The organism is Dethiosulfovibrio peptidovorans (genome assembly GCA_002748665.1).
GTDB classification, from domain to species: Bacteria; Synergistota; Synergistia; order Synergistales; family Dethiosulfovibrionaceae; genus Dethiosulfovibrio; species Dethiosulfovibrio peptidovorans_A.
Genome location: PDTB01000020.1, coordinates 21,185 through 47,338, shown reverse-complemented (window position 1 = coordinate 47,338; position 26,154 = coordinate 21,185). Strand labels below are relative to the sequence as shown.

Sequence of the window (26,154 nt, the reverse complement as noted above, 5' to 3'; positions counted from 1 at the left end):
GTGTGTTTTTTAGAATTACGATCATAATGACGATATGAGAAGAAAAACGTTATAGATGGAGGCGTGCGATGTCTCAATTTAAGGTTGTGCTCATTGATCGCGATGTCAATGTTGCCATGGATCTCCGATCCAGACTGGAGCGGATGGGCTGCGATGTGAGTGAACTCTGTAATCCGTCGGCGGCAACTCTTCAATCTATAGCTGCAGAAGATTCTGACGTAGTGCTGATGAATGTCTCTCTCGGTGAGGATATTAATGCTCTTTCTCTTGCGGAAGACGTGTGTCGCACCCTGGATGTTCCGGTGATTTTTGTCACTGATTCATCGGATGGTCTTCCTCCGGGGCAGGATGGAAAGATCGCTCCCTGCGGCTTCCTTGTTAAACCAATACAGGATTGGGATCTTCAGGTATTTCTCTCCATGGCTCTTTTTCAGCGTTCCAAGGAGCAAGATTTTTATAAACTGTTTCAAAACAGTCCCAACGGGGTTATGGTGCTTCGATATGACGAAAAAATGAGAAATTTTATCGTCGAGGCAGTTAATTCTATAGCCATGCAGCTTGATGAAGTGGATGAGGATATGACGGGGCAGATCATGGCCGCCTACATGATTCGCTCTGTTTGCTATGATCTGGAGGGGCAGAGCTGCTTCGAGCTCATAGAGGCGGTCTACCGGGTTTGGAAGACAGGGGAGCCCGAGCTCTATACGATGACAATTGTCGACGGTGAATTCGTTGACAGCTATCGCAAATATTTCATATATCAATCGTCAAAAAATGAGGTCACGTTTCTCTTTCGGGCTATTACCCAACAGAGGTGAGGGAAGGGAAAAAATCCCTCAACCCTAGAACAAAGGAGAGTGATGAAGCGTTGACAGCGATTATTGAGGTGAACGATTTATGGAAGATCTACGGTAAGGACGCAGTGGACGTGGATGTGGAAGACGACGATCTCATAACTAAACTGGACGAGTCGGACGAGGCCGTGGTGGCCATGCGAGGTCTCTCTTTCGAGGTCGAGCGTGGAGAGGTCTTCGTGGTCATGGGACTGTCGGGGAGTGGAAAGTCGACCTTGATCAGAAGCATTCTTCGCTTGGTGGACCCGACATCGGGCTCCATTTTCGTTGACGGACAGGACGTGACAAACCTGGATAGAAAAGGGTTAGTCCAGTTCCGACGGGAGCATGTAGCCATGGTTTTTCAACACTATGGTCTTTTGCCTCATCGGACAGTGCTCCAGAATACTGCGTTTGGCCTGAAGCTTAAAGGCGTTGCTCCCAAGGAACGTATGGAAAGATCTATGATTGCTCTGGAACAGGTCGGGCTCAACGGGTGGGAGAGCTATTATCCCGTTTCACTGAGTGGTGGTATGCGCCAGCGAGTAGGTATCGCACGGGCTATCGTTATGGATTCGCCTATTTTGCTCATGGATGAGCCTTTCAGTGGGCTTGATCCCCTTATCCGCAGGGAAATGCAGGACGAGCTTATCCGGCTTCAGGAGGAGATGCACAAGACCATTTTCTTCGTCACCCACGACCTGGATGAGGCCATGCGGCTGGGTGACCGAATGGCTGTCATGAAAGACGGCGAGATCGTCCAGTTGGGGCACCCGTCGGAGATCCTGGCCAATCCCGCCGACGAATACGTGGCGCGATTCGTTCAGGATCAGCGGGAACAAATTCGAATGGTGGACACCAGTACCGTCGCTGTATCGAAGAAGGAGGTATCCACCGATGTTTCCTGATGCCTGGAGATATCACGTTGCTCCCTACGTCAACGAGGGAGTAAACTGGCTGCTTGATCGATTCGCGCCGGCGTTTGACAGTATCTCGTCGGTCATCTCTTCGATCCTCTCAGGAATTCAGGGAGGGTTGAACGCCGTTCCTTGGTGGATCTACATAGTTCTCGTGGCTTTGGCTGTCTGGAAAACCACAGGGAAAATTCGTTCGGCCCTGATTCTGGCTCTCCTGACAGTCTGTATCGGTCTGTTCGGCCTTTGGGCCTTGGCTCTGGAGACTCTCTCCATCATCGTCACATCGGTGCTCATTGCCCTTGTGCTTGGGATTCCCTTAGGCATCCTCATCGCCGAATTTCCTCGGTCATCGGCCTTCATGAAGCCCCTTTTGGATGGTATGCAGACCATGCCCAGCTTCGTCTATCTCATACCAGCCATGATGTTCTTTGGGCTTGGGAAGGTTCCTGCGGTGTTCGCCACCCTTATTTATGCCATGCCGCCGGTGATTCGATTGACGGCTCTGGGACTCAGACAGGTCCCTAAGCCTGCTCAGGATGCCGCAATTGCCTATGGTGCTACTCGGTGGCAGCTCCTGAAGGAAGTTCGAATTCCTCTGGCCATGCCGGGAATTATGGCAGGCGTCAACCAGACGACGATGATGGCTCTGGCTATGGTGGTCGTCTGCGCCATGATCGGTGCTAGAGGCCTTGGTCAGGAGGTCCTTTTGTCCATCAATAGGATTGACGTGGGACGAGGTTTTGAATCGGGAATAAGTATCGTCATTATGGCGATCGTCATCGATCGCATCACTCAGGGACTGGGACGACGATGGGGACCGAAAAAACGTTAGGCAAAAGGTGACAATAAAACTATTAGGTTGACAATAGGTTCGTAAACATGTATCCTCCCGTTCAGTTGTGTTGAAAATCCGCTGACGGGAGGTTTTATATTTTGAAGATACGACCGAAGGATATGGCTTTGGTAGCTCTCTTGGCTGGATGTACCGCCGTGGGAGCATTTTTTCGGTTTCCTTTAGGACCGGCTCCTATCTCTCTGCAGACTTTTTTCACCCTGGTGGCTGGCTGTCTTCTGGGGGCGAGGCTCGGGGCTCTCTCCCAGGCTCTTTACATCTTCACAGGCTTGATGGGTGTGCCAGTCTTTACCTCCGGTGCTGGTCCATCCTACATTCTGTCACCGACGTTTGGATTCCTCCTGGGTTTCGTCCTCTGTGCTTGGACCGTGGGGAAATACATGGAACGCCGCCCTCCTGTCATGAAAAATTTTCTTGTAGCAACGTTCGCAGGGAGCCTTTTTATCTATCTCCTGGGAATTCCCTGGCTCTATCTTATCCTGACCCGTATTTCAGGGGTGGAGATGACCTTTTGGGGGGCTTTTAAGGTTGGATGCCTTGTTTTTCTTCCAGGAGATGGGCTCAAAATCGTCGCCGTTTCGTGGCTTGCCTCGCGCATAGTTCCTCGACTCAACTGAGAAGGTTGTTCATGAGACAAAATGTATCTCTTGATTTTTCTGTGATCTGGAGTTTTTTGAAATGGCACAAAAGGCGACAAAACCCTACAGACGTGACGCTAACTAAAAATTGTGCTTTTCTTGATCATTTGAGAGGCTCTCTCGTTTGACAAGTATGCGTGGATCTTATAAGATGCCATATGATGTAGAGAGTTAATTTTATCTAAGGGGGCCGATTATTATGAAGAGATCTATCGTCGTATTGCTCAGTATGTGTCTCATTGCAGTTGCAGCGTCCGCAGTCTTTGCTGACGCCAAGTTTCATATCGGTATTTGTACGGGGACCGTGTCTCAGTCGGAGGACGACCTTCGGGGTGCTGAGGCGATGATTGACAAGTACGGCGATGTGGCTGATGGGGGAATGATCAAACACATCACCTATCCTGATAATTTCATGCAGGAGATGGAGACCACGATCTCTCAGATCGCCTCGTTTGCTGACGACCCTCTGATGAAGGTGGTTATCGTCAACCAGGGGATTCCGGGCACTACCGAAGCGTTCCGGCGCATTCGTGAGAAGAGGGACGATATCCTTCTCTTCGCCGGTGAGGCCCATGAGGATCCCGGCGTTATTGAGTCGGTCGCTGACTTGGCCATCAACTGCGACAACATCGCTCGAGGCTATCTCATTGTAGCTGCCGCGCAGAAGCTTGGGGCTACGGACTTCGTTCATATCTCCTTCCCCCGCCACATGAGCTATGAGCTTCTCTCCCGTCGACGTAACATCATGGCCGAAGCCTGTAAGGATCTGGGCGTCAAGTTCCACTTTGAGACGGCTCCCGACCCGACCAGCGACGTGGGTGTGGCTGGAGCTCAGCAGTTTATTCTGGAGAAGGTGCCTGCCTGGCTCGACAAATACGGCAAGAAGACTGCCTTCTTCTGTACCAACGACGCTCACACCGAGCCTCTGCTCAAGCGGATCGCCGAGGGCGGTGGGTTTTTCATCGAGGCCGACCTTCCCTCGCCTCTCATGGGCTATCCCGGTGCCTTGGGTGTTGAATTGGCCGACGTGAAGGGCGACTTCCCCGCGATTCTCAAGCGGGTCGAGAAGGCAGTTAACGACCATGGTGGTAAAGGGCGTATGGGGACCTGGGCATTCTCCTATGGCTACACCAACTCTGCAGCCCTTGTGGAGTTTGGTCGTCAGTGTGTGGATAACGGCATCGACCACAAGAACTTCCGCAGGAAGTTTAAACTGAACAACCTATTTGCTGCCTATTCAGAGCTGACTCCTGGCGCTCAGTGGAATGGGAGCTACTATACCGACATCCAAACTGGCGTGAAAAAGAAGAACCACGTGCTTCTTTATCAGGATACTTATATCTTCGGCACGGGGTTCCTCGGCATGACCAGTGTTGAGGTTCCAGAGAAGTACTTCTCCGTGAAATAAGACAATTGGCGAATTGGCGCGGTCTGTTTTTAAACGAGGGGAGAAGGGAGCGACTCTCCCCTCTTCCCTTTTAAGCTTTATCCCTTTCCTTATCCTTCTTCGCATGTAGTGTTTCGTTTTTTGATGTTTTGAATTTTATTCGGGCAGGTCTCTGGCTGTTATCTGTTACGTGTCTGAATGGCGAGGTGAATTGTATGGCATCGGAACCGCTCCTGAAAATGGAGAGTATCGGTAAAGCCTACTTCAACAACCGAGTGTTGAAAAACGTCAACTTCACTCTTGACAAAGGTCAGATCCTGGGCCTTGTCGGCGAAAACGGAGCTGGCAAATCCACCCTGATGAACATTCTTTTCGGCATGACTGTGATCCACACGACCGGCGGATACGAGGGAAATATCTTCATCGACGGCGAAAAAGTGACCTTCAACACTCCCTTCGATGCCCTGAAGGCAGGCATCGGCATGGTCCATCAGGAGTTCTCCCTGATTCCCGGTTTCTCCGTGGCGGAAAACGTGGTGCTCAACCGGGAGTCAACACAGTATACCCCCTTGGTCGAGGCTTGTGGCGACAGGCTCAGGACCTTGGACCGCAAGGCAATGATCGATCGGGGACGTAAGGCTATCGATAAGCTGAACGTCTCCCTGGACCCAGACGCTCTGGTCTCTGAGCTCCCAGTAGGATACAAGCAGTTCACTGAGATTGCTCGGGAGATCGACAAGGAGAACACCCGGCTTCTCGTTTTAGACGAGCCCACGGCAGTTCTCACCGAATCGGAGGCCGACATCCTCCTGTCCTCCATGAGGCACCTTGCTGAACTCGGGATCTCCATCATCTTCATCTCCCACAGATTGCAGGAGATTCTGGACGTCTGCGATAAGATCGTGGTTCTTCGGGATGGTGAGGTTGTCTTGGAGACACTGCCCGATGATACGGATATTATGGCTATAGCCTCAAGCATGGTGGGGCGGGATGTCTCCTCTGCCTTCGCTCGTTCCGACTCCTCGGGACGAACCCTGGGGGATCCCATACTGTCCGTGAAAAACCTATGGGTCGACATGCCCGGCGAGACGGTTCGAGACGTCTCCTTCGAGATCAGAAAAGGGGAGATCTTCGGTATCGGTGGTCTGGCGGGACAGGGAAAATTAGGAATACCCAACGGGATTATGGGAATGTTTCCCGCTGGGGGAACCGTCGTCTTCGAGGGCAAACCCATCGTTTTGAACGAGCCAACCAGTTCTCTGAAGGCTGGAATGTCGGCGGTGTACGAGGATCGTCGTGGTGTGGGGCTGCTTTTGGAGGAACCCATATCGTGGAACATTACCTTCACGGCTCTTCAGATGCAGGAACGTTTTCTCAAGCCTGTTTTTGGGGGACTGGTGAAAATTCGGGATGAGGATGCTATCGACCAATGTGCTAAGGACTATATCTCGTCTCTTGAGATTCGATGTATGGGGGCACATCAACCCGTCCAGGAGCTCTCTGGAGGAAACCAGCAGAAGGTCTGTCTTGCCAAAGCTTTTGAGACAAGGCCTAAGCTTTTGTTTGTGTCTGAGCCAACCAGAGGGATCGATGTGGGGGCTAAAAAGGTTGTTCTGGATACCCTGAAGTTTTATAACGAAAAATACGGGACGACCGTCGTTATGGTTTCATCTGAGCTGGAAGAGCTTCGGTCCGTCTGTGATCGAATTGCCATCGTCGACTCGGGGCGAATTGCCGGTATCCGACCGGCCACCGATCCGTCCACGGAGTTTGGCATACTGATGCTCGGTGCCGTTAAGGACGCGGAGGAGGTGACGGTGTAGTGGAGACTTTGAAAAAATTCATAGAAAACGCAGGCTGGCCAAGGGTCATCATCGGTCTTTTCCTCCTCTCTCTGTTCGTCCTGGCGCCATTTGTGGGGGTTCGTCTTGACGCGTCTTTCAGCGATACCCTGGTGCGTTTCGGCATGAACGGCGTCATGGTCCTGGCCATGGTGCCCATGATCCAGGCAGGGTGTGGGCTGAACTTCGGCTTGCCTCTGGGGATTATCGCCGGTCTTCTGGGAGCTGTGACCAGCATTGAAGCGGGTATCTCCGGCATTCCAGGAATCCTGCTCGCTATGGCTGTAGCTGTTCCCATCGCTGCTCTCCTTGGTGTCGCCTATGGTCTACTTCTGAACAAGGTCAAGGGAAGCGAGATGATGATCGCCACGTACGTGGGGTTCTCGTCCGTGGCCTTTATGTGCATCATGTGGCTTGTCCTGCCCTATCGAAGCTCGAACATGGTCTGGGGCTACGCGGGCAAGGGGCTTCGAACCACTATCTCGGTTGAGGGGTTCTGGCAGTCGGCCATCAGCAATCTGGGGGCGTTTCAGGTTGGGGAGTTTTTCTACGTGCCGACGGGAATGTTCCTGTTCTTTGCCTTCATGTGCCTTCTCATGTGGCTTTTCATGAGGACCAGAACCGGTACGGCTATGACCACCGTGGGATCGAACCCGGAGTATGCTCGGGCCTCGGGGGTTAATATAGACAGAATGAGGATCGTTTCTGTGGTTCTCTCGACGATACTTGGCGCCATTGGGATCATCATCTATGAACAGAGTTTTGGTTTTATCCAGCTCTACATGGGGCCATTCTTTATGGCCTTTCCTGCGGTCTCGGCTATCCTTATCGGGGGAGCGTCGGTTCATAAGGCCACCATCATGAACGTTATCGTGGGAACGATCCTTTTTCAGGGGATCCTCACCATGACGCCGTCGGTCATCAACAGCATGATCCAGACCGACATGTCGGAGGTCATCCGAATCATCGTCTCCAACGGTATGATCCTCTATGCCCTGACCCGAGTTGTGAAGGTGAAGTCATGAATAAAAAAACCGATACTCTCAAGCATCTGCTCATCCAGAATGCAGTTCCTATAGTCTTTCTTGCGGTTAGTGCCTTTGCTATCCCTATCTCTCAGTTTTCTGGAGGGTATCTGTTTCAGGAGATGCTGATCCGGCTCTCCCGAAATTCCTTTCTGGTATTGTCCCTGCTGATTCCCATTATGGCTGGCATGGGGCTTAATTTTGGGATGGTTTTGGGTGCCATGGCGGGTCAGATAGGCCTGATCTTTATCAGTGACTGGAACGTCGTGGGTGTCCCGGGGATGCTCTTGGCGGCGATCATCTCCACGCCTCTCGCTATTGCCTTGGGGTGGCTCTGCGGAGTTGTCCTGAACAAGGCTAAGGGGCGAGAGATGGTGACCTCGTTTATCCTGGGTTTCTTTATGAACGGGGTCTATCAGCTTATTGTCCTCTATGGCTTTGGCAGTGTCGTCCCTATCACGAATCCCAAGATGGTTCTCTCCAGAGGCTACGGAATCCGAAACGTGACGAACCTGGAGGGCATTCGAAAGTGTCTGGATAACTTGATTCCGGTGAACCTTCATGGGGTCGAGGTGCCTCTGGCTACATTTATAGTGATCGGCTTGTTCTGCCTGTTCGTGGTCTGGTTCCGGCGAACCAAACTGGGGCAGGATATGAGGGCTGTCGGTCAGGATATGAACGTGGCTCGGTCCGCCGGTATTCCAGTGGAGCGAACCCGCCTTATCTCCATCGTGATATCCACGGTCCTGGCGTGTTATGGACAGATCATCTTCCTTCAGAACATAGGTACCATGAACACCTACAATAGCCACGAGCAGGCGGGGATGTTTGCTATCGCTTCCTTGCTTGTAGGGGGAGCCAGCGTCTCACGGGCTTCCATCTTCAACGTCTTCCTTGGGGTCGTCCTGTTTCACCTCATGTTTGTGGTCTCTCCTATGGCAGGGAAATACCTCATAGGTCAGGCTCAGCTTGGGGAGTATTTCCGTGTATTCGTCTCGTACGGGATCATTTCTCTGGCTCTGGTGCTCCACGCCTGGCGTCGCTATAAGGATAAAGAACGAGCGCGCCAGGGCCTTCGAGGCGTAGCGGTCGATCCTAAATAGGGGAGGTGGCGGTATGAGGTCGAGACAGATTTTTGTGGATGTTCTCATTGTAGCGTGCCTGGTCGGGGTGGCTGTCTTCTGCTACAACCAAGGAAAGGCATACGACGTCTTGATAGATAACCGGAAATTTGTCCATGAGGGGCAGGCATATCCGGCTTTTGAGGCTGTGGAGGTCTTCGTGGATGACGAGGATGGAGAGCCCATGTACTTGGTTGACGGAGATCGGGGGGCCATCACCATAGCAGGCCAGACACACGTGATTGTCGTCAAGGAACTGGATAAGAATGACCAGGTCACTAAAACCTATCGAGTGACGTTCAAGAACAAGGAACTTAAGGGACGAGTCATCAACGTGGTTCCCCTTGTTCGGGATAAACTGCCGGGGTGGAGTTATACCTTGTAGACTCATTGAGTATGTTCGCGTTAAGGAGGGCCTCGCTGACGAGCTCCTCCTTTTTTGTGCTTGGCTTTATTGGTTTTGAACCTCTCGCCGTTCGTAGTAGAATAAACTCCAGAGAAGAAACTCAGATGGAGGTGTTTGGTAATGAAAAAACGCCTTGTGGTGTTCATGTTTGTCGTCATAAGCGCCGTATCAGTCGTTACCGCATGGGGAACCGAACGATCTTTTGTAGGGGATGTCGCCGCTTCAGATCGAGAGACTCGACTCTTTCGGTGGCTTGTAGCGATGATGTCGCCTGAGGAGGCACGTATGATCCTCGATGAAAAAGTACCCAACGATGGTACGGTGCGGCATATATATTTTGAAGCTGTGGGACCCTCTCTGGAGGGGCTTCGTTTTTCGTCGATTTCGCTTGAGGCGGCTTTCAGTGATTTCGGACCTGTCGAGGCTTGGAACGACGATGGCCCTAAAGAACTTCGAAGCGTCCTTCGAGGCTACTTGGATGCATCCATATCCGATTCGGATCTTAACCAGTTCCTTAAAGGATTGGTCGTAGAGGACGATGATGGCTGTTGGGAATCCATGTCGGTTCGCTTTCTGCCCGGGGGACTATCGGCCAGTGGGTACTATCATGTTCATCGTCCTGTTAATCTTCGGATCAAGGTCGATCTGGATGGACGCTTGGAGCTTCGAGAGGGTGCCGAGCTATGGTTGGATCGATACCAATTTCGGATCAACAATGACGATCAATCCTCGATAGTGGACAAGGCTCTCCAGAAGACCCAGCCAATAGTGAATATGAAGGATTTCGTCTTTCCAGTTCATCTGAACACCCTGGAACTTCAAAAGGGGTGGATGCACCTGGCGACGTGGACGGTACCCAAACCTTTTGACGGACTCGCCTATTCCTATCGATCCAAGTAGGAGGATCTCGATGAAAATACTGGGCTTTTGTAATCTTAAAGGAGGGGTTGGCAAGACCACCCTGTGTCAGAACCTCGCGGTGGCTCTTGTCTCCAAAGGATACAGGATTGCCGCCTTGGATCTGGATCCCCAGAGTAACCTGTCCTCTGGATGGGGCATATCGGTCTCCGATGGGGCCCCCTACGTGTACGATTTTCTCGTTGGGGATCTGTCACTGTCTGATCTGGCGATTCGTCGTGAGGGAGTGGACGTCATCCCAAGTAGTCTTGATCTCGCGGTAGCGGAGCTTCAGCTTGAGCGGGAACCGGGACGGGACAGTCTGCTTCGTTCGTCGCTGGAAGCTGAGAACCTTCAGCAGTACGATTACATCTTCTGTGATAGTCCTCCACAGCTGGGACTCTTCACCAGAAACGTTTTGGCTGCTGCTGATGAGATCATGGTTCCCCTGGAAAGCGAGTTTTACAGTTTGGCAGGGATCCGACTCCTGGACTCCACGGTGAAGTTATTCCAGAAGAGATTGAACAAAAAACTTACCGTGGGAGGCGTCGTCCTGACGAGACATAACTCCAAGGTTGTCATGAATCGAGAGGTGCAAAAGGAGGTTTCCGACTACTTCGGAGATACGCTCTATCGGCGATACATCAGGGGAAATATCAGTATAGTTGAGGCCAGCGGTGCTGGAGTATCTGTCCTGAGTTATGACAAGAACTGTAATGGAGCTCGGGACTACCGTCTTCTCGCTGAAGAATTCGTAGAGAGGGAAAAACGTAATGGCAAAGAAGCGACCGAGTCTGCGTAAATATCTCACCGAGGGGGACGATGTTCGGGGGATGGCTGTCCCCGTATCCTCCCCGCCCGAGGTCACCTTGAGAGAGGATCTGGTTCGGGAGCTTCTCTCGGTCTGTCCCCCTCAAGGACTGAGACTCCAAGAATGGGGCATCGTCGTTGCCATTTCTCTTCTGAGGTGGAGAGGGGAGAAAACGTCACTAAAGAATCTCAGCGAGTTTTTTTCCGATGATCCTACAGAGGCCCTGAACTCTCTCGTGGATGATCTGAGGTTTCTGGAGGTATTGCAGGTTCGAGGGGAGAATGTGACCGTGGGTGCTCCGTCGTCCTGGAATCTTTCTCGTCGAGCGGCGGAGACGAAAAACGAGAGAGAGAGAAAATTGTCGCCCTTTCAGGAACCACCGCCTTCGCAAGCGGAGAACGATATGTCTTTGGTCGATCTTCTGAGCAACGATGATAGGATGCTTTGGAGCGATCTTTTAAAGACAGCGGACGTTTTTCCTCTGAGTATCGATAAGTTACGTCGGGAATTTGATGCGATTGAAGTCACCACCACTCAACTGTATGGGATGCGCCGAGACGGGGAGAGTCTCAGACCTATTATCAGGGCAAGCCAGATTCGACACCCTTTGGTAATGGCCCTTTTCTGGTCCGAGGATGGAACCGTGAGGGCATATGTGGCACGAGACAAGGAGACGACCTAAGAGGAGAGACTCTCTTAGGTCGTCTCCTTTATCAGGGTACCCGCTATCTCTCGTTTCGGTGAATGCGTTTGGCCCAATAGACGAAGGGGGTGTCACAGGCTGCAACGATGAATTTGAGGACATAGGTGGAGAGGACGATCTCTGCCAGTGCCTTGATGGGCACAGTACCATAAAAAGCTACAATGGTGAATATAACGCTGTCCAATCCTTGGGATACCATGGTCGATAGGTTGTTTCGCAGCCAGAGATGGCGACCTCCTGTATGGGTCTTCCACCAGTGGAAAGCCCATACGTCGTGAAGTTGGGAGACACCGTACGCCAGAAAGGACGCTACTGTAAGTCGAGGCATGATCGCAAAGATCGTCGATAGGGCGCTCTGGGCAAAGTCGTCGTTATGAGGGGTAAACCACAGGGCCAGGTTCATCATCGTGGTCATCACCACAAGTGAGAAAAAACCGATATATACCGCCTGTCTGGCGTCCTTTTTCCCGTGATTTTCCGACAGGATGTCGGTTACCAGGAAGGCTGAGGCGTAGACGATATTGCCTAAAGTAGCCGTAATCCCGAAGAGAGAGACGAGCTTGACCACTTGAATGTTCGCCACGATCACCGATACGGGAATCCAACACAGAAGTCCCTGCTTGCCCCACAGCCGGTACATAACCATGATGCCAGCGAAATTGAGCAGCATCATGCCCCCCCAGAGAAATTCGTTCCACATAGTTCCCGTCAAAACCTTTCTTTACTTCTTGTAGCAGACATTGTACACGACAAACTCTTCCCAGAGAAGAGTAAACCTTTTTGTGGACTCACTCGGTCAAAAAGTTCTTTAAGAGCACGATTCCCTACAAAAACTGTGGGGAACTTCTTTGATTGACGTGTGATGATATGATACGTGTATCTTTGTAAGATCTGTTCCATACAAGAGGCGTCAAAGGCGACATAATAGCATATCGTCAGGAGGTCTATGTTATGAGAGCAAGAGGAGTCTTCAAGAGTTTTGGCGTGCTATCGGGTATCGTTGCTCTGTCGCTCATCGTGGCAGGAGGAGCCATGGCCTGCACGGCTATGATGGTCGGAAAGGGCGCTACGGTTGATGGATCCAGCATGGTCAGTCATACGGCAGATGGATGGTACGACCAGAGAATTCAGATCGTGCCGGGGAAAAAATGGGGTGCCGGTTCCACGGCTTCGGTGTACAAGAACCTGTGTTACCAGACCATCCCCACCAAAAAACTCATCGAGGTAGGTACCATCCCTCAGGTGGAGGAGACATACACCTACTTCAACGTAGGCTACCCCTTCATGAACGAACACAAGCTCATGATCGGTGAGGCCACGTGGGGTGGTCGGGAGGAGCTCTACTGCGATAACGGCTGGATGATGATCGAAATGCTGGAGGTCTTTGCGCTTCAGAGAGCCAGGACGGCTCGGGAAGCCGTGAAGGTCATGGGTGAATTGGCCGAGAAGTACGGATACGGCGATGCCGGTGAGGGGCTGTGTCTCTCTGACGGCAACGAGGTATGGCTCTTCGAGATCGCTGGCCCGGGGCCTCTCTGGACTCCTGAGAGCGGCAAACCAGGGGCCGTGTGGGTCGCCGCCCGGATCCCCGACAATCACGTGAGCGTCATCGCTAACCGTTCCCGGATCGGTGCCGTGGACTTCGACGATCCCGATAAGTACATGTGGTCGGAGAACGTCAGATCCTTCGCCAAAGAGATGGGCTGGTGGAAAGATGGCGAGACCTTCGAGTTCAACAGGGCCTACATGCCCGCCGAGGATAACGCTTACCTTCCTGTCTGTTCACGGAGGGAATGGCGGGTTCTGAGCCTTCTGGCACCTTCGCTGAAACTCAGTTCTACCGCTGCCCAGTATCCTCTATCCGTGAAACCCGATAAAAAGGTGTCGGTCCAGGATCTTATCGCCATCAACCGGGATCATTACCAGGGAACTCCCTACGACCTGGGCAAGACCAAGGCCGGCGGTCCCTTTGAGTGCCCTGTGGTCTATCGCCCCAACATGGACCAGCGTCCCAAGGGAATGGAGCACGTGTACTGGGAGAGAAACATCAGCATCTTCCGTTGCTCGTACAGCCACGTTGCCCAGTCTTGGGCTGATCGTCCCGACCCCGTGGGCGGTATTCTCTGGTTTGGAGAGGATCAGCCTCTGACCACCGTGTATGTGCCTATCTTCTGCGGTGTTACCGAGGTTCCCAAGAGCTGGGCCACAGGAACTCGTCACAAAATGGACAGGGAGAGCGCATGGTGGGCCTTCAACTTCGTGAGCAACTGGGCTACTCTTAAGTGGAACTACATAATCAAGGACATCCAGGCTGAACAGGAGCGGTTCGAGTCCCGATTTTTTAAGGAGATTCCCGACGTGTCATCCAAGGCTATGGACATGTACAAAAAGAATCCCAAGAAGGCCGTCGCCCTCGTCACTGAGTATACCGACAAGGCCATGGTCGAGGTGGAGAAAGCCTGGTGGGCTCTGGGTGACGCTCTGGTCGGCAAATACTGCGATGGGTACGTCATGACTGAGGAAGGAACCCAGGAAGGTGTCGGATATCCTACCTGGTGGCTTGAGGACGTGGGCTATGGAGCCCTCTCCAATCCCGCTGATCCTAAATAAATAAGAACGGACAAAAACGTGAAGAAAGCGAGAGAGTTTAACTCTTTCGCTTTCTTTTCATTCGAGGATACCTCTAAAGATCATGTTCAGCGGTATCGCTGGTTCGATCACAGGGTATCCTCCTCCTTCCCGTTAGGTATCTCAATCAATTCCTCGGCTTTCTCCTCTCTCGAAACGGTACAGGATTTTGTCCAAAAGGTTAGAGGGCGTGGATCTATGATGCAAAAATCCACGTCACAGTGCCACTTTTCAGCTGCAACGGAGACGCAATTTTTGATTCTTTTACTCTGTTTTTGTACGCTTCCTCAAGAAAGGATGTATCGTCTTTGGCCGAGGAGGCCATCACAAAGGCCCTTAACGACTATCTGGAGAAGCAGGGACGGCCCCTGGGTAACCCTTAAGGGCAGGGTGCGCAACGGTATTTTTACAGGGATGTTTTTTGTGCTTGATTCAAGTTGGAGGATATGTATAATGAGAGTAAAGAGAGCCTAATTACACCATATCCTTAGCGAGGTGAATCAATTGAGCGTTGCGAAAAAGGCATCGAGAGCTCGTTCGGTAACTGGTTCACAACACGGTGTTTTGGCATGCCGAGGGAGGGGGCGACGCAGGGTTCGGGTTCGAGAGCGGCTTAAACTCTTCGGATTTGAGGTATGCACTGAGGTTGCTCAGGCTTCTGGAGATGGATGATCCAGAAAGGGAGTGATCGGGTATCCCTTTCGATTCTCCGCTCAATGATATACGTAGGTTCGAAGAGTACAATTATTCTATACATCAGTGTAAGGCTGTAATGATTAGGGAGGTTTGTGTTGGAATGACAAAAATGGAGCTTATCGATGCAGTTCGGGAAAAAACTGGTTTGAAGAAGAGCGATGCAGCTCGGGCCGTCTCGGCAGTCTGGGATTCGCTTGCTAATGCGTTGGCCTCCGGTGAGCGGGTTCAGCTGGTTGGTTTTGGAACGTTCGAGATTCGGCAGAGGGCAGCTCGAATTGGACGAAACCCCCAGAATCCTGACAAGACCGTGGCTATCCCCGCAAAGAAGGTCCCGGTGTTTCGCCCTGGAAAAGGTTTGAAAGAAAAGGTGAATGTCACGTGCAAGGGGAAGCGGTGCAAAAAAAAATAAAGGGCTTCGTAGATATCTGGCGGGGACGTCCCGAAGTGGGTCCTCGCTTTTTTTATTGTCCAACTATTGAGCTGAATCACCCTGATCAGTGGAGAACCCGAAATACATTGAAGTTCGATTATCTCGTAGATCACGCCTGAGTCGCTATGAGAGAGGGTGCTCATTTGATGTCATGGACTGAAACCTTTTTCGTTGCTGTACCAGATGTAGAGCGACTCTTCCATCCTGAAAACCTTGTCATTTTGGGAGGTAACACATCTGAAGGTGTGCGGATTTCTCAAAGGGGAGAGATCTCTTCTTCTTTATCTGCTTGGGGGACAGATGAGATCGAAGAATTCGAGAGCTCGTCGCAGGTCCCTGACGTCGCATTTGTGGTAGAGGCGTCCGATGTCATACTGGAGGTCTGCTGTCGGAAAAAAATCCCCTGGATTTTTTTGCTCACTGAGGGCATCGAGGTGCTAAGGACAGGTATCTTCGGCCCTCTGCCTCTTGGGTTTTCGCTTATCACCGATTTAATGATCGTGAGTAATGGAGCTCTTCCCGAATTTCCTTTAGAGAGCTCGTCGAGAATCGGGTGTATCTCCCAAAACGGCTCCGTTGGAGTCTCAATCATGGCCGCTGCGGCATCAGCCGGAATACCCTTTAGATACGGGATTACCACGGGTATACCATTCGATAAAACGACGGCTTGGATCGGTCGGTGGCTTCTGAAAAACGGCGAAATAAATCTTCTCGTGGTCTGCATCGAGACTCTTTCGGAGGGCTCCGCTTTCCTCGACATGGCTCGGGAAGCCCATGACAGAGGCGTCCCTCTCGCCGTTCTCCGAGGACATGGAGATGTATCAGACACGGCGTTGACCACGGACGACGGGGTATGGCGAACTATCGCTGATCAATTCGGACTGATTCTTCTGGAGGACGTGGAGGATCTGCTTGATCTTTGTCTCGTGGTCGAGCGTCTTCCTCGACCTCAACCACGAGGTGCTGTGGCGCTTCTTCCCCTTTCGGACGGCATGGGTACCCTGCTCTCAAGAGCTTGTGTCTCGGCAGGACTGACGATAGCGGTATTGCCCAGGGATGTCGAACGATCTCTTCATCTTCTCGCTGCTGATACTCCTCAATCTCTTATGGTTTCTACATCTCGAAGGACATCGAACACGTCGAGTGTTCTGGAAGAGCTTGTATATGCTTTGGATCGTGGAGACGATGCCGACATTCTTATTCTGGCCATCCCCGCTTTGCCTTCGCCGTTATCTGAAAACGTAGAGGATTCGATACGACGGATGAGCTGTACCCTGAAAAAACCTGTACTCTGTTGGTCCCTTTCCGCTCTCCTAAAGCTCTCGACATGCTCTCAATGCGGGGTGCCCTTTTTTGAAAGCCCTCGACGATGTGCTCGGGCTGTGGCCGCCTACCTGAACGCCTTCAAAGCACCGGTACCCCCGGTTCGTCAAGGAACTTCCACTACACAGCCTGTTCTGAAGGCCTTTCCCCAGAACCTGAACGAGCATGATGCGACACGTCTCATCGATGCTTACGGTCTTTCTTTGGTTCGTCAAAAATTCTGTCGTTCTCTGGAGGAAGTCCTGGAGGCCGGCACAACGTTGGGATATCCGGTGGTCATCAAGGTTGTCTCCACCGATATCTTCAGTAAGAAGGCTGCTCGGGGGATTGCTCTTGATCTCCGGACAGAGGAGGAGTTGCAAAACGCCTATGGCCGGATCCTGGAACGGGCCCATCGATCCTGTCCTGATGCTGTCATTGACGGAGTGTTGGTCCAGGAGATGGTGGAGGAGGGGATCGAATGCATGATCGGCGTCAAGCGAGATCCTGTTTTTGGTCCCGTAGTCGCAGTCGGCCTTGGAGGGGCTCTGTACGATGTGACGAAGGACCTGGCTCTCCGCCTCGTCCCCGTGGACTTTCAGGAAGCCTTGAGCATGGTCGAAAGCTTGAAGGGATATCGGCTTTTTTCCGGTTTGAGAGGGAGAGAATCTCTTGATTTTCGCTCGTTAGCTCACGAGGTCGTTAAAATATCGATCCTTGCATCTTCCGAGCCAGAACTGCTTCTTCTGGATATTGATTCGGCTTTTGTCACAGAGCAAGGCGTTCGGATTGCCGATGCCTATGCCTTTAGAAAAAAGAGGAATGAACGATTATGATATTCAACTATCTTCTTTGGCTCATTCTGGGATATTTGGCTGGCTCTTTCCCAACGGCTTATGTTGTGGCCTCCCGCTTCCGAGGTGTTGATATTCGAACTCTGGGGTCGGGAAACGTCGGGGCCACCAATCTGGGGCGTCTCATGGGGAGACGATGGGCTGTTATCGTTGCTCTCACCGACATGTTGAAGGGGGGCTTCGCGGTCCTGATGGTCGGATACTGGGGGGGCTCCGATACTCTCGTCGCTTTGGTCGCTGTAGCCTCGGTTTTTGGGCATAACTACCCAGTCTGGTTGGGTTTCCGAGGGGGCAAGGGAGTATCCACAACGTATGGTACCCTGTTCTTCTCGGCTCCGTGGGGTTCTATGATAGCGATACCTCTGGCGGGAATGGTCTGGTGGGGATTGCTTCGGATTACCAGGTACGTCTCCCTGGCTTCCGTGGGCTCCCTGTATGCCATGGCCCTGTTTTTGTTTTTGATCTCCCCTTCACTTGGTTGGGCCGGCCTTTTCCTCTCCCTTCTCTCTACCTGGAGGCATAGAAGCAACCTGAGGCGAATTGTAGCCGGTCAGGAGGAAAAGGTAGAGAACTGTGGTTTTAAGGGGAGATGTTGACTATTTTTGACCAATGCAGTATGATAACTCCGTTCATCATTTGAGTGGATAAGGGGAGATAGGCGTGAGAAGTCTCACCGAGGTCATAGAAAGTCATATCATCGAACTTATTGAGGAAAACGACGAGGACGGCATATCTCTTCGTCGTAAGGAACTTGCCGAACGTTTTGGTTGTGTTCCCAGTCAGATAAATTACGTGCTTCGAAGTCGCTTTACTCCCGAGCGAGGATACCTGATCGAGAGTCAAAGAGGAGGCCATGGATATATCCGTATCCTTCGGATTTGTTATGACATGCCTGAGGATCGAGTGCGCCATCTGGAAAATCTGGTGGGCGATGTGATCACCGAGCAGGAAGCACGCCGGCTTCTTATATCGCTCCAGTCCAGAGGTTTGTTGAATCTGAGAGAGCGTCTCCTTATCGAGGTGGCTCTTCGACATGTGAGCGATATGGGTGAATCGGTCTTCGACATTTCTCAGTATAAACGGAACGCCCTTCAGGCGGAACTCCTCAAGAGAATGCTCCGAAGCCTTGTCCTGTCATAACGGAGGAAAGTCCATGTGGCAGTTTTTTACAGAAAGAAGTAAAAAAGTCATTCAGCTGGCTCATCGGGAAGCTCTTAGGATGGGACACGAGATCATCGGAACGGAGCACCTCCTTATAGGACTGGCGATGGAGCAAGGTGGCATGGCCGCTCAAATTTTGACGTCCGTCGGTATCTCCCTGAACGACCTGATCGCTGCTTTAGAGTCCAGTGTCTCCCTGAATGATCCCATTGAGATTCCTAAGGATCTTCCTTTAAGTCCTCGGGCAAAGCGGGTTCTGGACCTCTCCATTCGCGAGGCTCGGGATATGGGCATCAATTATGTGGGTACTGAACACATGCTATTAGGGCTTTTCGCGGAGGGTAATGGGCTGGCAGTCCAGGTGCTTCGTTCTATGGGGCTTGAACCTGAATACGGTAAAACTGAGATTTTGCGGTTTATATCGGGAGGAGGCACCGACAGCGTTGCCGCCAGCTTCAAGGAGAAAAAAGCTCGAAACCGAACTCCCATTCTGGATCAATCGGGAATGGATCTGACGGAGATGGCGGGGAAGGGGGAGCTTGACCCTGTCGTCGGTCGAGCTAAAGAGATTCGGAGGGTCATCCAGGTCCTCTCCCGTCGTACCAAGAACAATCCAGTTCTTATCGGTGATCCTGGAGTAGGAAAAACGGCCATAGTGGAGGGCCTCGCTCAAAAAATTCTGCTTGGAGACATTCCCGAAGGCCTTCGGGACAAGCGGGTTATTCAGCTTAACATGGGGAATCTGGTTGCTGGGACCAAATACCGAGGAGAATTTGAGGAACGGATGCGAAAATTGGTCATTGAACTTCGAGAATGTCAAGATGTCGTGCTGTTTATCGATGAGATTCACACCATCGTGGGGGCTGGCGGGGCAGAGGGAGCCATCGATGCGGCCAACATCCTCAAGCCGAGCCTTGCTCGGGGAGAGTTTCAAGTCGTTGGAGCCACGACATTGGAGGAGTATCGCCGCCACATCGAAAAGGATGCCGCCCTTGAGCGTCGCTTTCAGCCCGTCAAGGTGGATGAGCCGACCTGGGACGACGCCATCCGGATCATGGAGGGCCTTCGAGATCGTTATGAATCCCACCACAAGGTAACCATAACCGATCAAGCCCTGGAGGCCGCTGTTCGATTCTCATCGCGATATATCACCGACCGGTTTCTTCCCGATAAGAGTATCGACCTGATAGACGAGTCGGCTGCCCGTGTACGTCTTGACACCATGGAACTTCCCGAAACTCTGAGGGAGATAGAGAACAAGCTTGATCGTATTCGCAAAGAGAAGGAATTAGCGGTTAATTCTCAGGCATTCGAGAAGGCTGCTGCCCTTCGGGATCATGAAAGGGCTGTCGCTGATGACCTGGAACGATCCCGTCGAGACTGGGTTGTTATACAGAGCAAAACCGTACCGGTTCTTACCGAGGACGATGTGGCTAAAGTCGTCTCCGAGTGGACAGGGATCCCCGTCCAGCAACTGACTGAGGCTGAGTCTCAGCGGCTGATTCGCATGGAGGAGGAACTCCATCACCGTCTGATCGGGCAAGATGCCGCAGTGACCGCTGTGGCCCGGGCTATACGTCGAGCTCGGGGAGGGCTCAAGAATCCCAGACGTCCGGTGGGAAGCTTTCTGTTCCTGGGGCCTACGGGAGTCGGAAAAACCGAGATGGCAAGGGCACTGGCCGAGTTTCTCTTTGGATCGGAGGATTCGTTGATAACCCTGGATATGAGCGAGTTTATGGAACGTCATGAGGTCTCTAAACTAATTGGGGCCCCTCCAGGATACGTAGGACATGAAAGCGGCGGCAAATTGACCGAACGAGTGCGGCGTCGTCCCTATTCGGTAATCCTTTTTGATGAGGTGGAGAAAGCCAGCCCGGACGTATTCAACATCTTGCTTCAGATCCTGGAGGACGGGCGCTTGACCGATGGTCAAGGGCAGGCGGTAGATTTTCGAAACACCGTCGTCATAATGACCAGCAACATAGGGGCCCGAAACATCGTTAAACGCCAGGGTTTCGGTTTTTCCGCCGAAAACACAGAGGGATTTTCCGACTGGAGCAACGTGACAAAGGGCATCGACGAGGAGGTGCGCAAGGCATTTCAACCCGAGTTCCTGAATCGAATCGATGAACAAGTTATCTTCACTCCGTTGAGTAAACACGAGATGCTGGCTATCGTGGATGTCATGCTGGACGATGTTCGAGCTCGCCTCTCCGAGAAGGGCATCCACCTGAGCGTATCAGCCAAGGCGAAGGATTTTCTTCTGGAACAGGGATATCAGCCTCAATATGGTGCACGCCCCCTCAGACGGACCCTCCAACGGTTTCTGGAAGACTCTCTTACCGATATGATTTTGGATGGTCGGCTCGTTGAAGGGGGAAGGGCCCGAGTGGGGGCAGCCCGGGGACGGCTCTCGTTTCGATGTGTTCACCCCAAAGCCGAGAGCTGTTCTAAAGACTAGCTATCGGAAAACGACGGCGTATGGCAAAGGTCGTTCCCGTCCCTCTGAGGGGCTATTGACGGTGATGCCGTTCCACCAAAGCTGGCTCGATCCACCACCGTCCAGGTTCAGCGCATCAGAAAGGCCCAGCTGTCTCATCAGATACCCAGCTTCCGGCAGGGTCAGCCCCAGGCTGTGCCACGATGATCGTCCGTCTATCACAAGCCACCAAAGGTGTTTTGTATCCCATCCGACGAGGGTTCGAGGGTGGCGTTTTTCCAGAAGAGATTGGGAAAACCACTCGCCTGACAAACCTCTCGAACTTCCCAATAAAAGTGGGCCGGCCTGAATAACCTGGTCGGCCTCTTTCATGTTGGGATCCTTCCATTCGATTTTCATATCAACACTTTTGGCGCTTGCGAAAGGCCCTAATGCTTTGGTTTTTAAAAAGAGAAGGTTCTGGTTCGGTTCCATAAAATGGTTTGACCTCACACTCTGTCTGGAGGCCAACACGTGACCTTTTTCCAGGAGGATTTCGGTCCCCTGCCCCTTTATTTTGGTGGCGAATTGGCCAAAGTGTGGAGTGAAGAACCCGAGGAAGCCCTCCTTGACCGAACTGTTTATCGAGGGCACGAGAACCTCTCCGTAAGGCGTCTTGGCCTTTAAAACGTAGTTTCCACTGCCGAAAGACACCTCCCCCTCTTGATTCCAGCCAATGGCTGAGCGATCTTTATACGGAGCTGAAACTGGCGTCCCATTGACGACGAGCGCTCCGACGGGCCGTCCCTTCCAAAAAAAGCCAGCGTTAACAGCGGCCAACGCTGCTGATTGTTCGGCGATGACGCTGAGAGGAAGTGTGAGGGCTCCGATGGCCGGGGCCGTTACGATGCTTGCTTTAGAGGCCGGAGCTACCACTGCGGCCCAGAAAAGGGCGTTACTTCCTCCTCCCACTGGCACGATTGAGCTCGATCTATACTTTGATGGAAGAGTCCGTACGGCGAGCCATGCCTCCACGTAACTGTTATAGGGGCCGAGACGAACTGAGATGGTACAGCTATCTCGCTCTAGATAACACGGCTGGCCTTGTGAGCGAAAACGCTGAGCCAAGATCTCTGCCTCGTTTTTCATAACCGTCTCTGTTACGGTAACCGCCCATCCTTTGGAGGGGCGCCCTACCCCTTCTCTATGGAGGAGTAGAGTCAGCCCTGATTGATCGATGCGCCTTTCCCATCGGATTCCTGAGCTCATACACTTTCCAAGCCAGGAAGCGAGATCGTCCAGATCCTGCTTCGTGAGATTTTTGCCTGGTGCTGCGGTAAAAGTCTTTGGAAGGCTGGGCCAGCTTTCTTTAGCCAGGGTTACGAAAGGTACCAAGTAGGGAGGTAAATCTGATTCCGTTGGATCAAGGGTACGTAGCAGATCGCTCTCATGTCCCCAGCCTATAGCTTTGAAGGCAAAGGCCAGAGCTTCGGCTCGGCTTATGGCGATATCGGGATAGAATCGATCAGAGGGAAAGAGAATCCCCATGGCGAAGGCCGATTCGATGGCCTGTACGTGCGCATGATTCGATGGAACGTCGGATATTCTCGTTCCCTGTACCAAGGGCAAAGACAAAGCTCTCACGATTTTGGACAGGGCCTCGGCTCTGGAGACCGTCTTGGCTTCCAGAGAACTTATCGTCACATGAAAAAGGACCAAAACTCCGATGGTCAAACGTAGAACGAATCGATTCACGGATAAACCTCCTCTGTTTTTGTGTCCATATGGGCAAATGGTATCATAAAGATCGTCTATTCATGGCGAATGAGCCTGACCTTGTGTTAGAATAATCTTCAGTTCGAGTCGTACCTATGTGGAGGTGACCTTTTTGGAGAAAAAACTGGAGGCTTGGCTTCGAGACTCTCAGCCTACGGTGAATCCGTCGGATATGGGGCTTCCTGTTGTCGAACGTCCCTTTTTTGAGGAGCTCCCTTCGGTGCCCGTCTCGTCCATAGATTTTCTCCGTGAAGGGGCTTCCGTTGTCCCTAAACCTGAGCCCCAAGCAACCTTCGATCAGTTTCGGGATCCTGGTGATTCTTTCGTGTCTCCTGTTCAGGAGGACTCGGCCAGTTCAGCAGAATCTCAAGAATTGTCGCAGGATCTCTCCTCCCTCGGGAAAAAAGTGCTTGCCGTTCCCCCTGATCAAGTGGGAATTCAGGAGGAACAGCTCTTGTTCCAGGGCGAGGTATCTCCTGGTGGCGACGTCTTCTCCTCTCGCGATGAACCAGAAGACTCATCCTTCTTGGGACGTCCCGATGAGATTCGTTCGGAAACCATTCCATTAGAGGGAAGGCCCCCTGAACAATCCAGCCCCTTTTCGACGAGGAGACGCCGTCTTGTGCTTGGAGGGGGGCTTCTTTTGGTTGCTGCTGTCGCAGCATTTCTATTCCATACTTCTCCTCAAAAACGTTTGGAAAAGGCTGATCAAGCCTTTCTTAAGGGGGAGTATAAAGATGCTCTGACCCTCTACGATCAGGTCGAACAACGGATGTCGTTGCCAATGGACGCTTCGATCAAAAAAGGTGAGGCCTTGATTCGTATGGGACGAAGTGCCGAGGCTTTGGATGCTTTCTATAGTGCCCTGAGTTTGGACCCCGAGAACTTCGACCTTCACCGTCGCATTGGGGACGTCCTCATGTATCTCGGGTCCGTCAACCAGGCAGAGAAGAGCTACAAAGAAGTCCTGCGATTTAAGCCTGATGATAAGGAAACTCTCCTGGCCCTGACCAGAATCCGTTTGCATAATGGAGCCTCCAAGCCCGACATCTCTCCAGACATGGCCGTCGTTATCTCCGATGATGTGACATCTTTTGAGGTCCCGATATCTGAGGAATCAATCGTGGAGCTTCCTCTCTCCGTCGGGCCTGAGCTCCCCTCTATAAAAAACATCGCGAGTGCCCCTTTCGTGCCCGTTTCCTCCGACAAAGGGATCTCCATGGACGCTCTCCCTTGTTCAGAGGATGTGGGCTGGACTCTTGTGGTTTCAGACATTTCAGTTCAGGACAGGACAGGATCCCCCGATCTCTTGAGTGGGAAAAATCTGAAGGAAGAGCTTGCGATAATCGTATCTTCTGAGAAGATCAAGGAGGAAAAACGATCCACGGAGCAAGTTCAGCTGCCTCGTTCCCCGAAACAGAGATCTCAACCGGCGGTCTCGAAGACACGTAGGTTGGCTCAAAAAAAGGAAACTCCTCAAAGTCCTCTATCGCCGGAGGAGGTCCATTTCAAGGAGCTTCTTCGGACATCGCGTCCTATCGATAAAAGAGACGCAGCCCCGCTGAGAGCTCTCGTGAAACGTAGCGACGGTGTACAGGTTCTCTATCGGCTGGCTCAGGACTACAATCGTTCGGGGCGGTTTCGTGAGGCTTTGCTGTTTCTCGAGAGGGCCCTCGCCCTGAACGGTAATCAGCCTTGGCTTCTGGCTGAGACAGCCTATAGTTATGATGCTATTGGCCGTGACCGTGACGCCCTGGCAGTCCTTCAACATGGACTCCTCCATGGCGATGGACAACTTGAGAACGTGGAGCCTCCCACTTCTATCGTCCAAGTCCCCCTCCAGAGTTGGGATATAGGATGGAAGCCTCTGAGCGAGTTGGATGAACGAATTGTCCTCTACAGTTCCGACGAGGCTTTGACAATCCCCGGAGTGGAACCACCAGTTCTGCCCCTGAATATCTATTTATCGGTGGAGCGGGCAGTTCAGGTCAACGAGCCCTATCGAGCACTGTACATAGGATACGTGGCTCTTTGGGGGCACCAGGCCCCTAAGCCATCGGATCGATCAACACGGGCTATGGCGCTTGCTATGGAAGCTCACGGGATGCTGAGTATAGGCAGGAGCGTCGATGGACTGGCCCTTCTTAGAAAAGCTGAGATACTGGCACCGGAGGAGCCCTTTATCAGGAGTTTACGGGAAGTCTCTTCTCGAAAGCTTTAGGGAATAGTATTCCCAATATCCTCTTTTTCATCTATACTTTACTGGGAACCTCGGTGGCAGGACGAATCTAGGTCAATATTGAGCACAGGTGGTGGTTGCAGGATGCAGTCCCAAAAAATTGAAGAATGGGGAATCCAATATATAGAGAGGTATTCTATATATCAGGAATTCGTCCGCAGGATGAAAAACCTCATTCAGGATCTTATCGAACGAGAAGGGGTGAACGTCTACGCCTTGAATGGCTGGGCCAAGTCCCCGGAAAAATTCCTGAAGGATTTGTCGGGGAGCAGGACGTCTCTTCCCGCCGACCCCTTTAAGGACATTTCCGATCTGGCTACCGTCAAGATCCTCCTCTATTTTCCCAGCGATGTCGCGATGGTCGAGAAGACCATCCAGGAGGAGTTTTTGATCGATTTGCCTCGGTCTACGACCAGCAAGGACTTGGAGGATCCTGATCTCTTCGGATATCGGTCCATCGTGTACGATGTGTCCTTGAAGTCCGACCGAAGCGGTTTGAAGGAATGGGAGAAATACCGGGATCTTAAGCTTCACGTTCAGGTTCGAACGATGCTTCAGGAGGCATGGGCCGCCATCAGTCCCGAGATTGCTGGCGTGACCGATGCGGTCACCAAGGGTAAGCTTAAGAGAAAACTTTCTCGGGTCAGTGCCTTGTTGGAGGAGGCTGACGAGGATTTTCACTATCTTCGTGAAACCGCTCAGAGTCTATCTGTTCCGGTAGCACCGGAGCAGGGTGCCCCCATTTTTGAATCGGAGTCGCCTCAAGAACAGGAAAACCTCTCCCGAGAAGGGCTGAAACGTATCTTTATGGAGAACGACGAGGCTGTCTACACCGAATGGATCGAAAACGCTCAGGATGTGGGCTTCCCCGTGTACATTCCCGGACCCTCTGACTTGGACGACAGCCTGGATGACCTTTTCCGTATCCTTCAGGCTGCTGAGATCTCGACGATGAACGACGTTCGTGTATTCCTCACAGCCATGAAAAAGGGGAACACAGGACTCGAACAACTGAAGACCGTCTATTCAGCCTTTGAAGAAAGTATAGAGACCTGGAAGGTCGATGGCTACTCGGCTGTATTCCTGGTGGTCTTGAATTCCAGGTGGGATATTTTGCAGAACAAGGACCTTGTCGCTCTTGGTATTAAAACAGGGTCGGATAGAATCAAAGGTCAATAAGATCTTTTCTGGGCCTCCTGTGGCTCTGCTACGGGTGT

The 26,154-nt window shown here is 52.1% G+C and carries 22 protein-coding genes; 20 read left to right on the top strand and 2 right to left on the bottom strand.

Going from position 1 to position 26,154, the window contains the following annotated elements; genetic code table 11:
• The first annotated feature begins 68 nt into the window (after positions 1-68).
• The 12 genes from CSA35_05235 (at position 69) to CSA35_05180 (ending at position 11,411) form a co-directional block, all read left to right on the top strand.
• A complete protein-coding gene (locus CSA35_05235; protein ID PIE54579.1) occupies positions 69-818 on the top strand; it encodes a hypothetical protein in 750 nt (249 codons plus the stop codon).
• A gap of 50 nt (positions 819-868) precedes the next feature.
• Entirely contained in the window at positions 869-1,741 is an 873-nt protein-coding gene (locus CSA35_05230; protein PIE54578.1) for an ABC transporter ATP-binding protein, read from the top strand.
• Complete coding sequence (locus tag CSA35_05225; protein ID PIE54577.1) at positions 1,731-2,582, top strand: choline ABC transporter permease subunit; 852 nt, start codon at positions 1,731-1,733, stop codon at positions 2,580-2,582. Before CSA35_05230 ends, CSA35_05225 begins: the two co-directional genes overlap by 11 nt.
• A 101-nt stretch (positions 2,583-2,683) precedes the next feature.
• A complete protein-coding gene (locus tag CSA35_05220) occupies positions 2,684-3,220 on the top strand; it encodes a BioY family transporter (protein PIE54576.1) in 537 nt (178 codons plus the stop codon).
• Positions 3,221-3,440: 220 nt separating this feature from the next.
• Positions 3,441-4,649 carry a hypothetical protein gene (locus tag CSA35_05215; protein ID PIE54575.1) on the top strand — a complete coding sequence of 403 codons (1,209 nt, stop codon included), beginning with the start codon at positions 3,441-3,443 and terminating at the stop codon, positions 4,647-4,649.
• A 194-nt stretch (positions 4,650-4,843) separates the two neighbouring features.
• Positions 4,844-6,451 (top strand): sugar ABC transporter ATP-binding protein, encoded by a 1,608-nt coding sequence (locus CSA35_05210; protein PIE54574.1) that lies wholly within the window; start codon positions 4,844-4,846, stop codon positions 6,449-6,451.
• Positions 6,451-7,494 carry an ABC transporter gene (locus CSA35_05205; protein PIE54573.1) on the top strand — a complete coding sequence of 348 codons (1,044 nt, stop codon included), beginning with the start codon at positions 6,451-6,453 and terminating at the stop codon, positions 7,492-7,494. Before CSA35_05210 ends, CSA35_05205 begins: the two co-directional genes overlap by 1 nt.
• A complete protein-coding gene (locus tag CSA35_05200; GenBank protein ID PIE54572.1) occupies positions 7,491-8,597 on the top strand; it encodes an ABC transporter permease in 1,107 nt (368 codons plus the stop codon). Before CSA35_05205 ends, CSA35_05200 begins: the two co-directional genes overlap by 4 nt.
• A gap of 13 nt (positions 8,598-8,610) precedes the next feature.
• Positions 8,611-9,000: a hypothetical protein gene (locus tag CSA35_05195; protein PIE54571.1), complete on the top strand. Its 390-nt coding sequence runs from the start codon at positions 8,611-8,613 to the stop codon at positions 8,998-9,000.
• Between the two features lie 141 nt (positions 9,001-9,141).
• Positions 9,142-9,921: a hypothetical protein gene (locus CSA35_05190; protein PIE54570.1), complete on the top strand. Its 780-nt coding sequence runs from the start codon at positions 9,142-9,144 to the stop codon at positions 9,919-9,921.
• A gap of 10 nt (positions 9,922-9,931) precedes the next feature.
• Positions 9,932-10,720 (top strand): hypothetical protein, encoded by a 789-nt coding sequence (locus tag CSA35_05185; protein PIE54569.1) that lies wholly within the window; start codon positions 9,932-9,934, stop codon positions 10,718-10,720.
• A complete protein-coding gene (locus CSA35_05180) occupies positions 10,692-11,411 on the top strand; it encodes a hypothetical protein (protein ID PIE54568.1) in 720 nt (239 codons plus the stop codon). Before CSA35_05185 ends, CSA35_05180 begins: the two co-directional genes overlap by 29 nt.
• Before the next feature lie 43 nt (positions 11,412-11,454).
• Here the strand turns inward: CSA35_05180 and CSA35_05175 are convergent, their stop codons facing one another.
• Positions 11,455-12,132 (bottom strand): hypothetical protein, encoded by a 678-nt coding sequence (locus CSA35_05175; protein PIE54567.1) that lies wholly within the window; start codon positions 12,130-12,132, stop codon positions 11,455-11,457.
• A 251-nt stretch (positions 12,133-12,383) separates the two neighbouring features.
• Here CSA35_05175 and CSA35_05170 point away from each other — a divergent pair, with 251 nt between their 5' ends.
• The 6 genes from CSA35_05170 to CSA35_05145 all read left to right on the top strand — a co-directional run bounded on the left by CSA35_05170 (position 12,384) and on the right by CSA35_05145 (position 20,964).
• The gene (locus CSA35_05170) at positions 12,384-14,042 is read left to right on the top strand and encodes a peptidase C69 (protein ID PIE54566.1); all 1,659 of its coding nucleotides are present in this window, start codon (positions 12,384-12,386) and stop codon (positions 14,040-14,042) included.
• A gap of 814 nt (positions 14,043-14,856) precedes the next feature.
• Positions 14,857-15,165, top strand: a complete 309-nt coding sequence (locus CSA35_05165; GenBank protein ID PIE54565.1) for a DNA-binding protein — start codon at positions 14,857-14,859, stop codon at positions 15,163-15,165.
• Between the two features lie 146 nt (positions 15,166-15,311).
• A complete protein-coding gene (locus CSA35_05160; protein PIE54564.1) occupies positions 15,312-17,324 on the top strand; it encodes a hypothetical protein in 2,013 nt (670 codons plus the stop codon).
• The gene (plsY, locus tag CSA35_05155) at positions 17,321-17,938 is read left to right on the top strand and encodes an acyl-phosphate glycerol 3-phosphate acyltransferase (GenBank protein PIE54563.1); all 618 of its coding nucleotides are present in this window, start codon (positions 17,321-17,323) and stop codon (positions 17,936-17,938) included. The genes CSA35_05160 and plsY overlap by 4 nt, the downstream gene beginning before the upstream one ends.
• A 64-nt stretch (positions 17,939-18,002) precedes the next feature.
• Positions 18,003-18,482, top strand: coding sequence for a CtsR family transcriptional regulator (locus tag CSA35_05150; protein PIE54562.1), 480 nt, complete (start codon positions 18,003-18,005; stop codon positions 18,480-18,482).
• A gap of 13 nt (positions 18,483-18,495) precedes the next feature.
• Positions 18,496-20,964: an ATP-dependent Clp protease ATP-binding protein ClpC gene (locus CSA35_05145; protein PIE54561.1), complete on the top strand. Its 2,469-nt coding sequence runs from the start codon at positions 18,496-18,498 to the stop codon at positions 20,962-20,964.
• Here the strand turns inward: CSA35_05145 and CSA35_05140 are convergent, their stop codons facing one another.
• Positions 20,965-22,677, bottom strand: a complete 1,713-nt coding sequence (locus CSA35_05140; protein PIE54560.1) for a hypothetical protein — start codon at positions 22,675-22,677, stop codon at positions 20,965-20,967. It abuts the gene before it with no gap.
• Between the two features lie 133 nt (positions 22,678-22,810).
• Between CSA35_05140 and CSA35_05135 the strand changes: the two genes are divergently transcribed.
• A complete protein-coding gene (locus CSA35_05135) occupies positions 22,811-24,919 on the top strand; it encodes a hypothetical protein (protein ID PIE54559.1) in 2,109 nt (702 codons plus the stop codon).
• Between the two features lie 102 nt (positions 24,920-25,021).
• Entirely contained in the window at positions 25,022-26,116 is a 1,095-nt protein-coding gene (locus CSA35_05130; protein PIE54558.1) for a hypothetical protein, read from the top strand.
• The last annotated feature ends 38 nt before the right edge of the window (positions 26,117-26,154 follow it).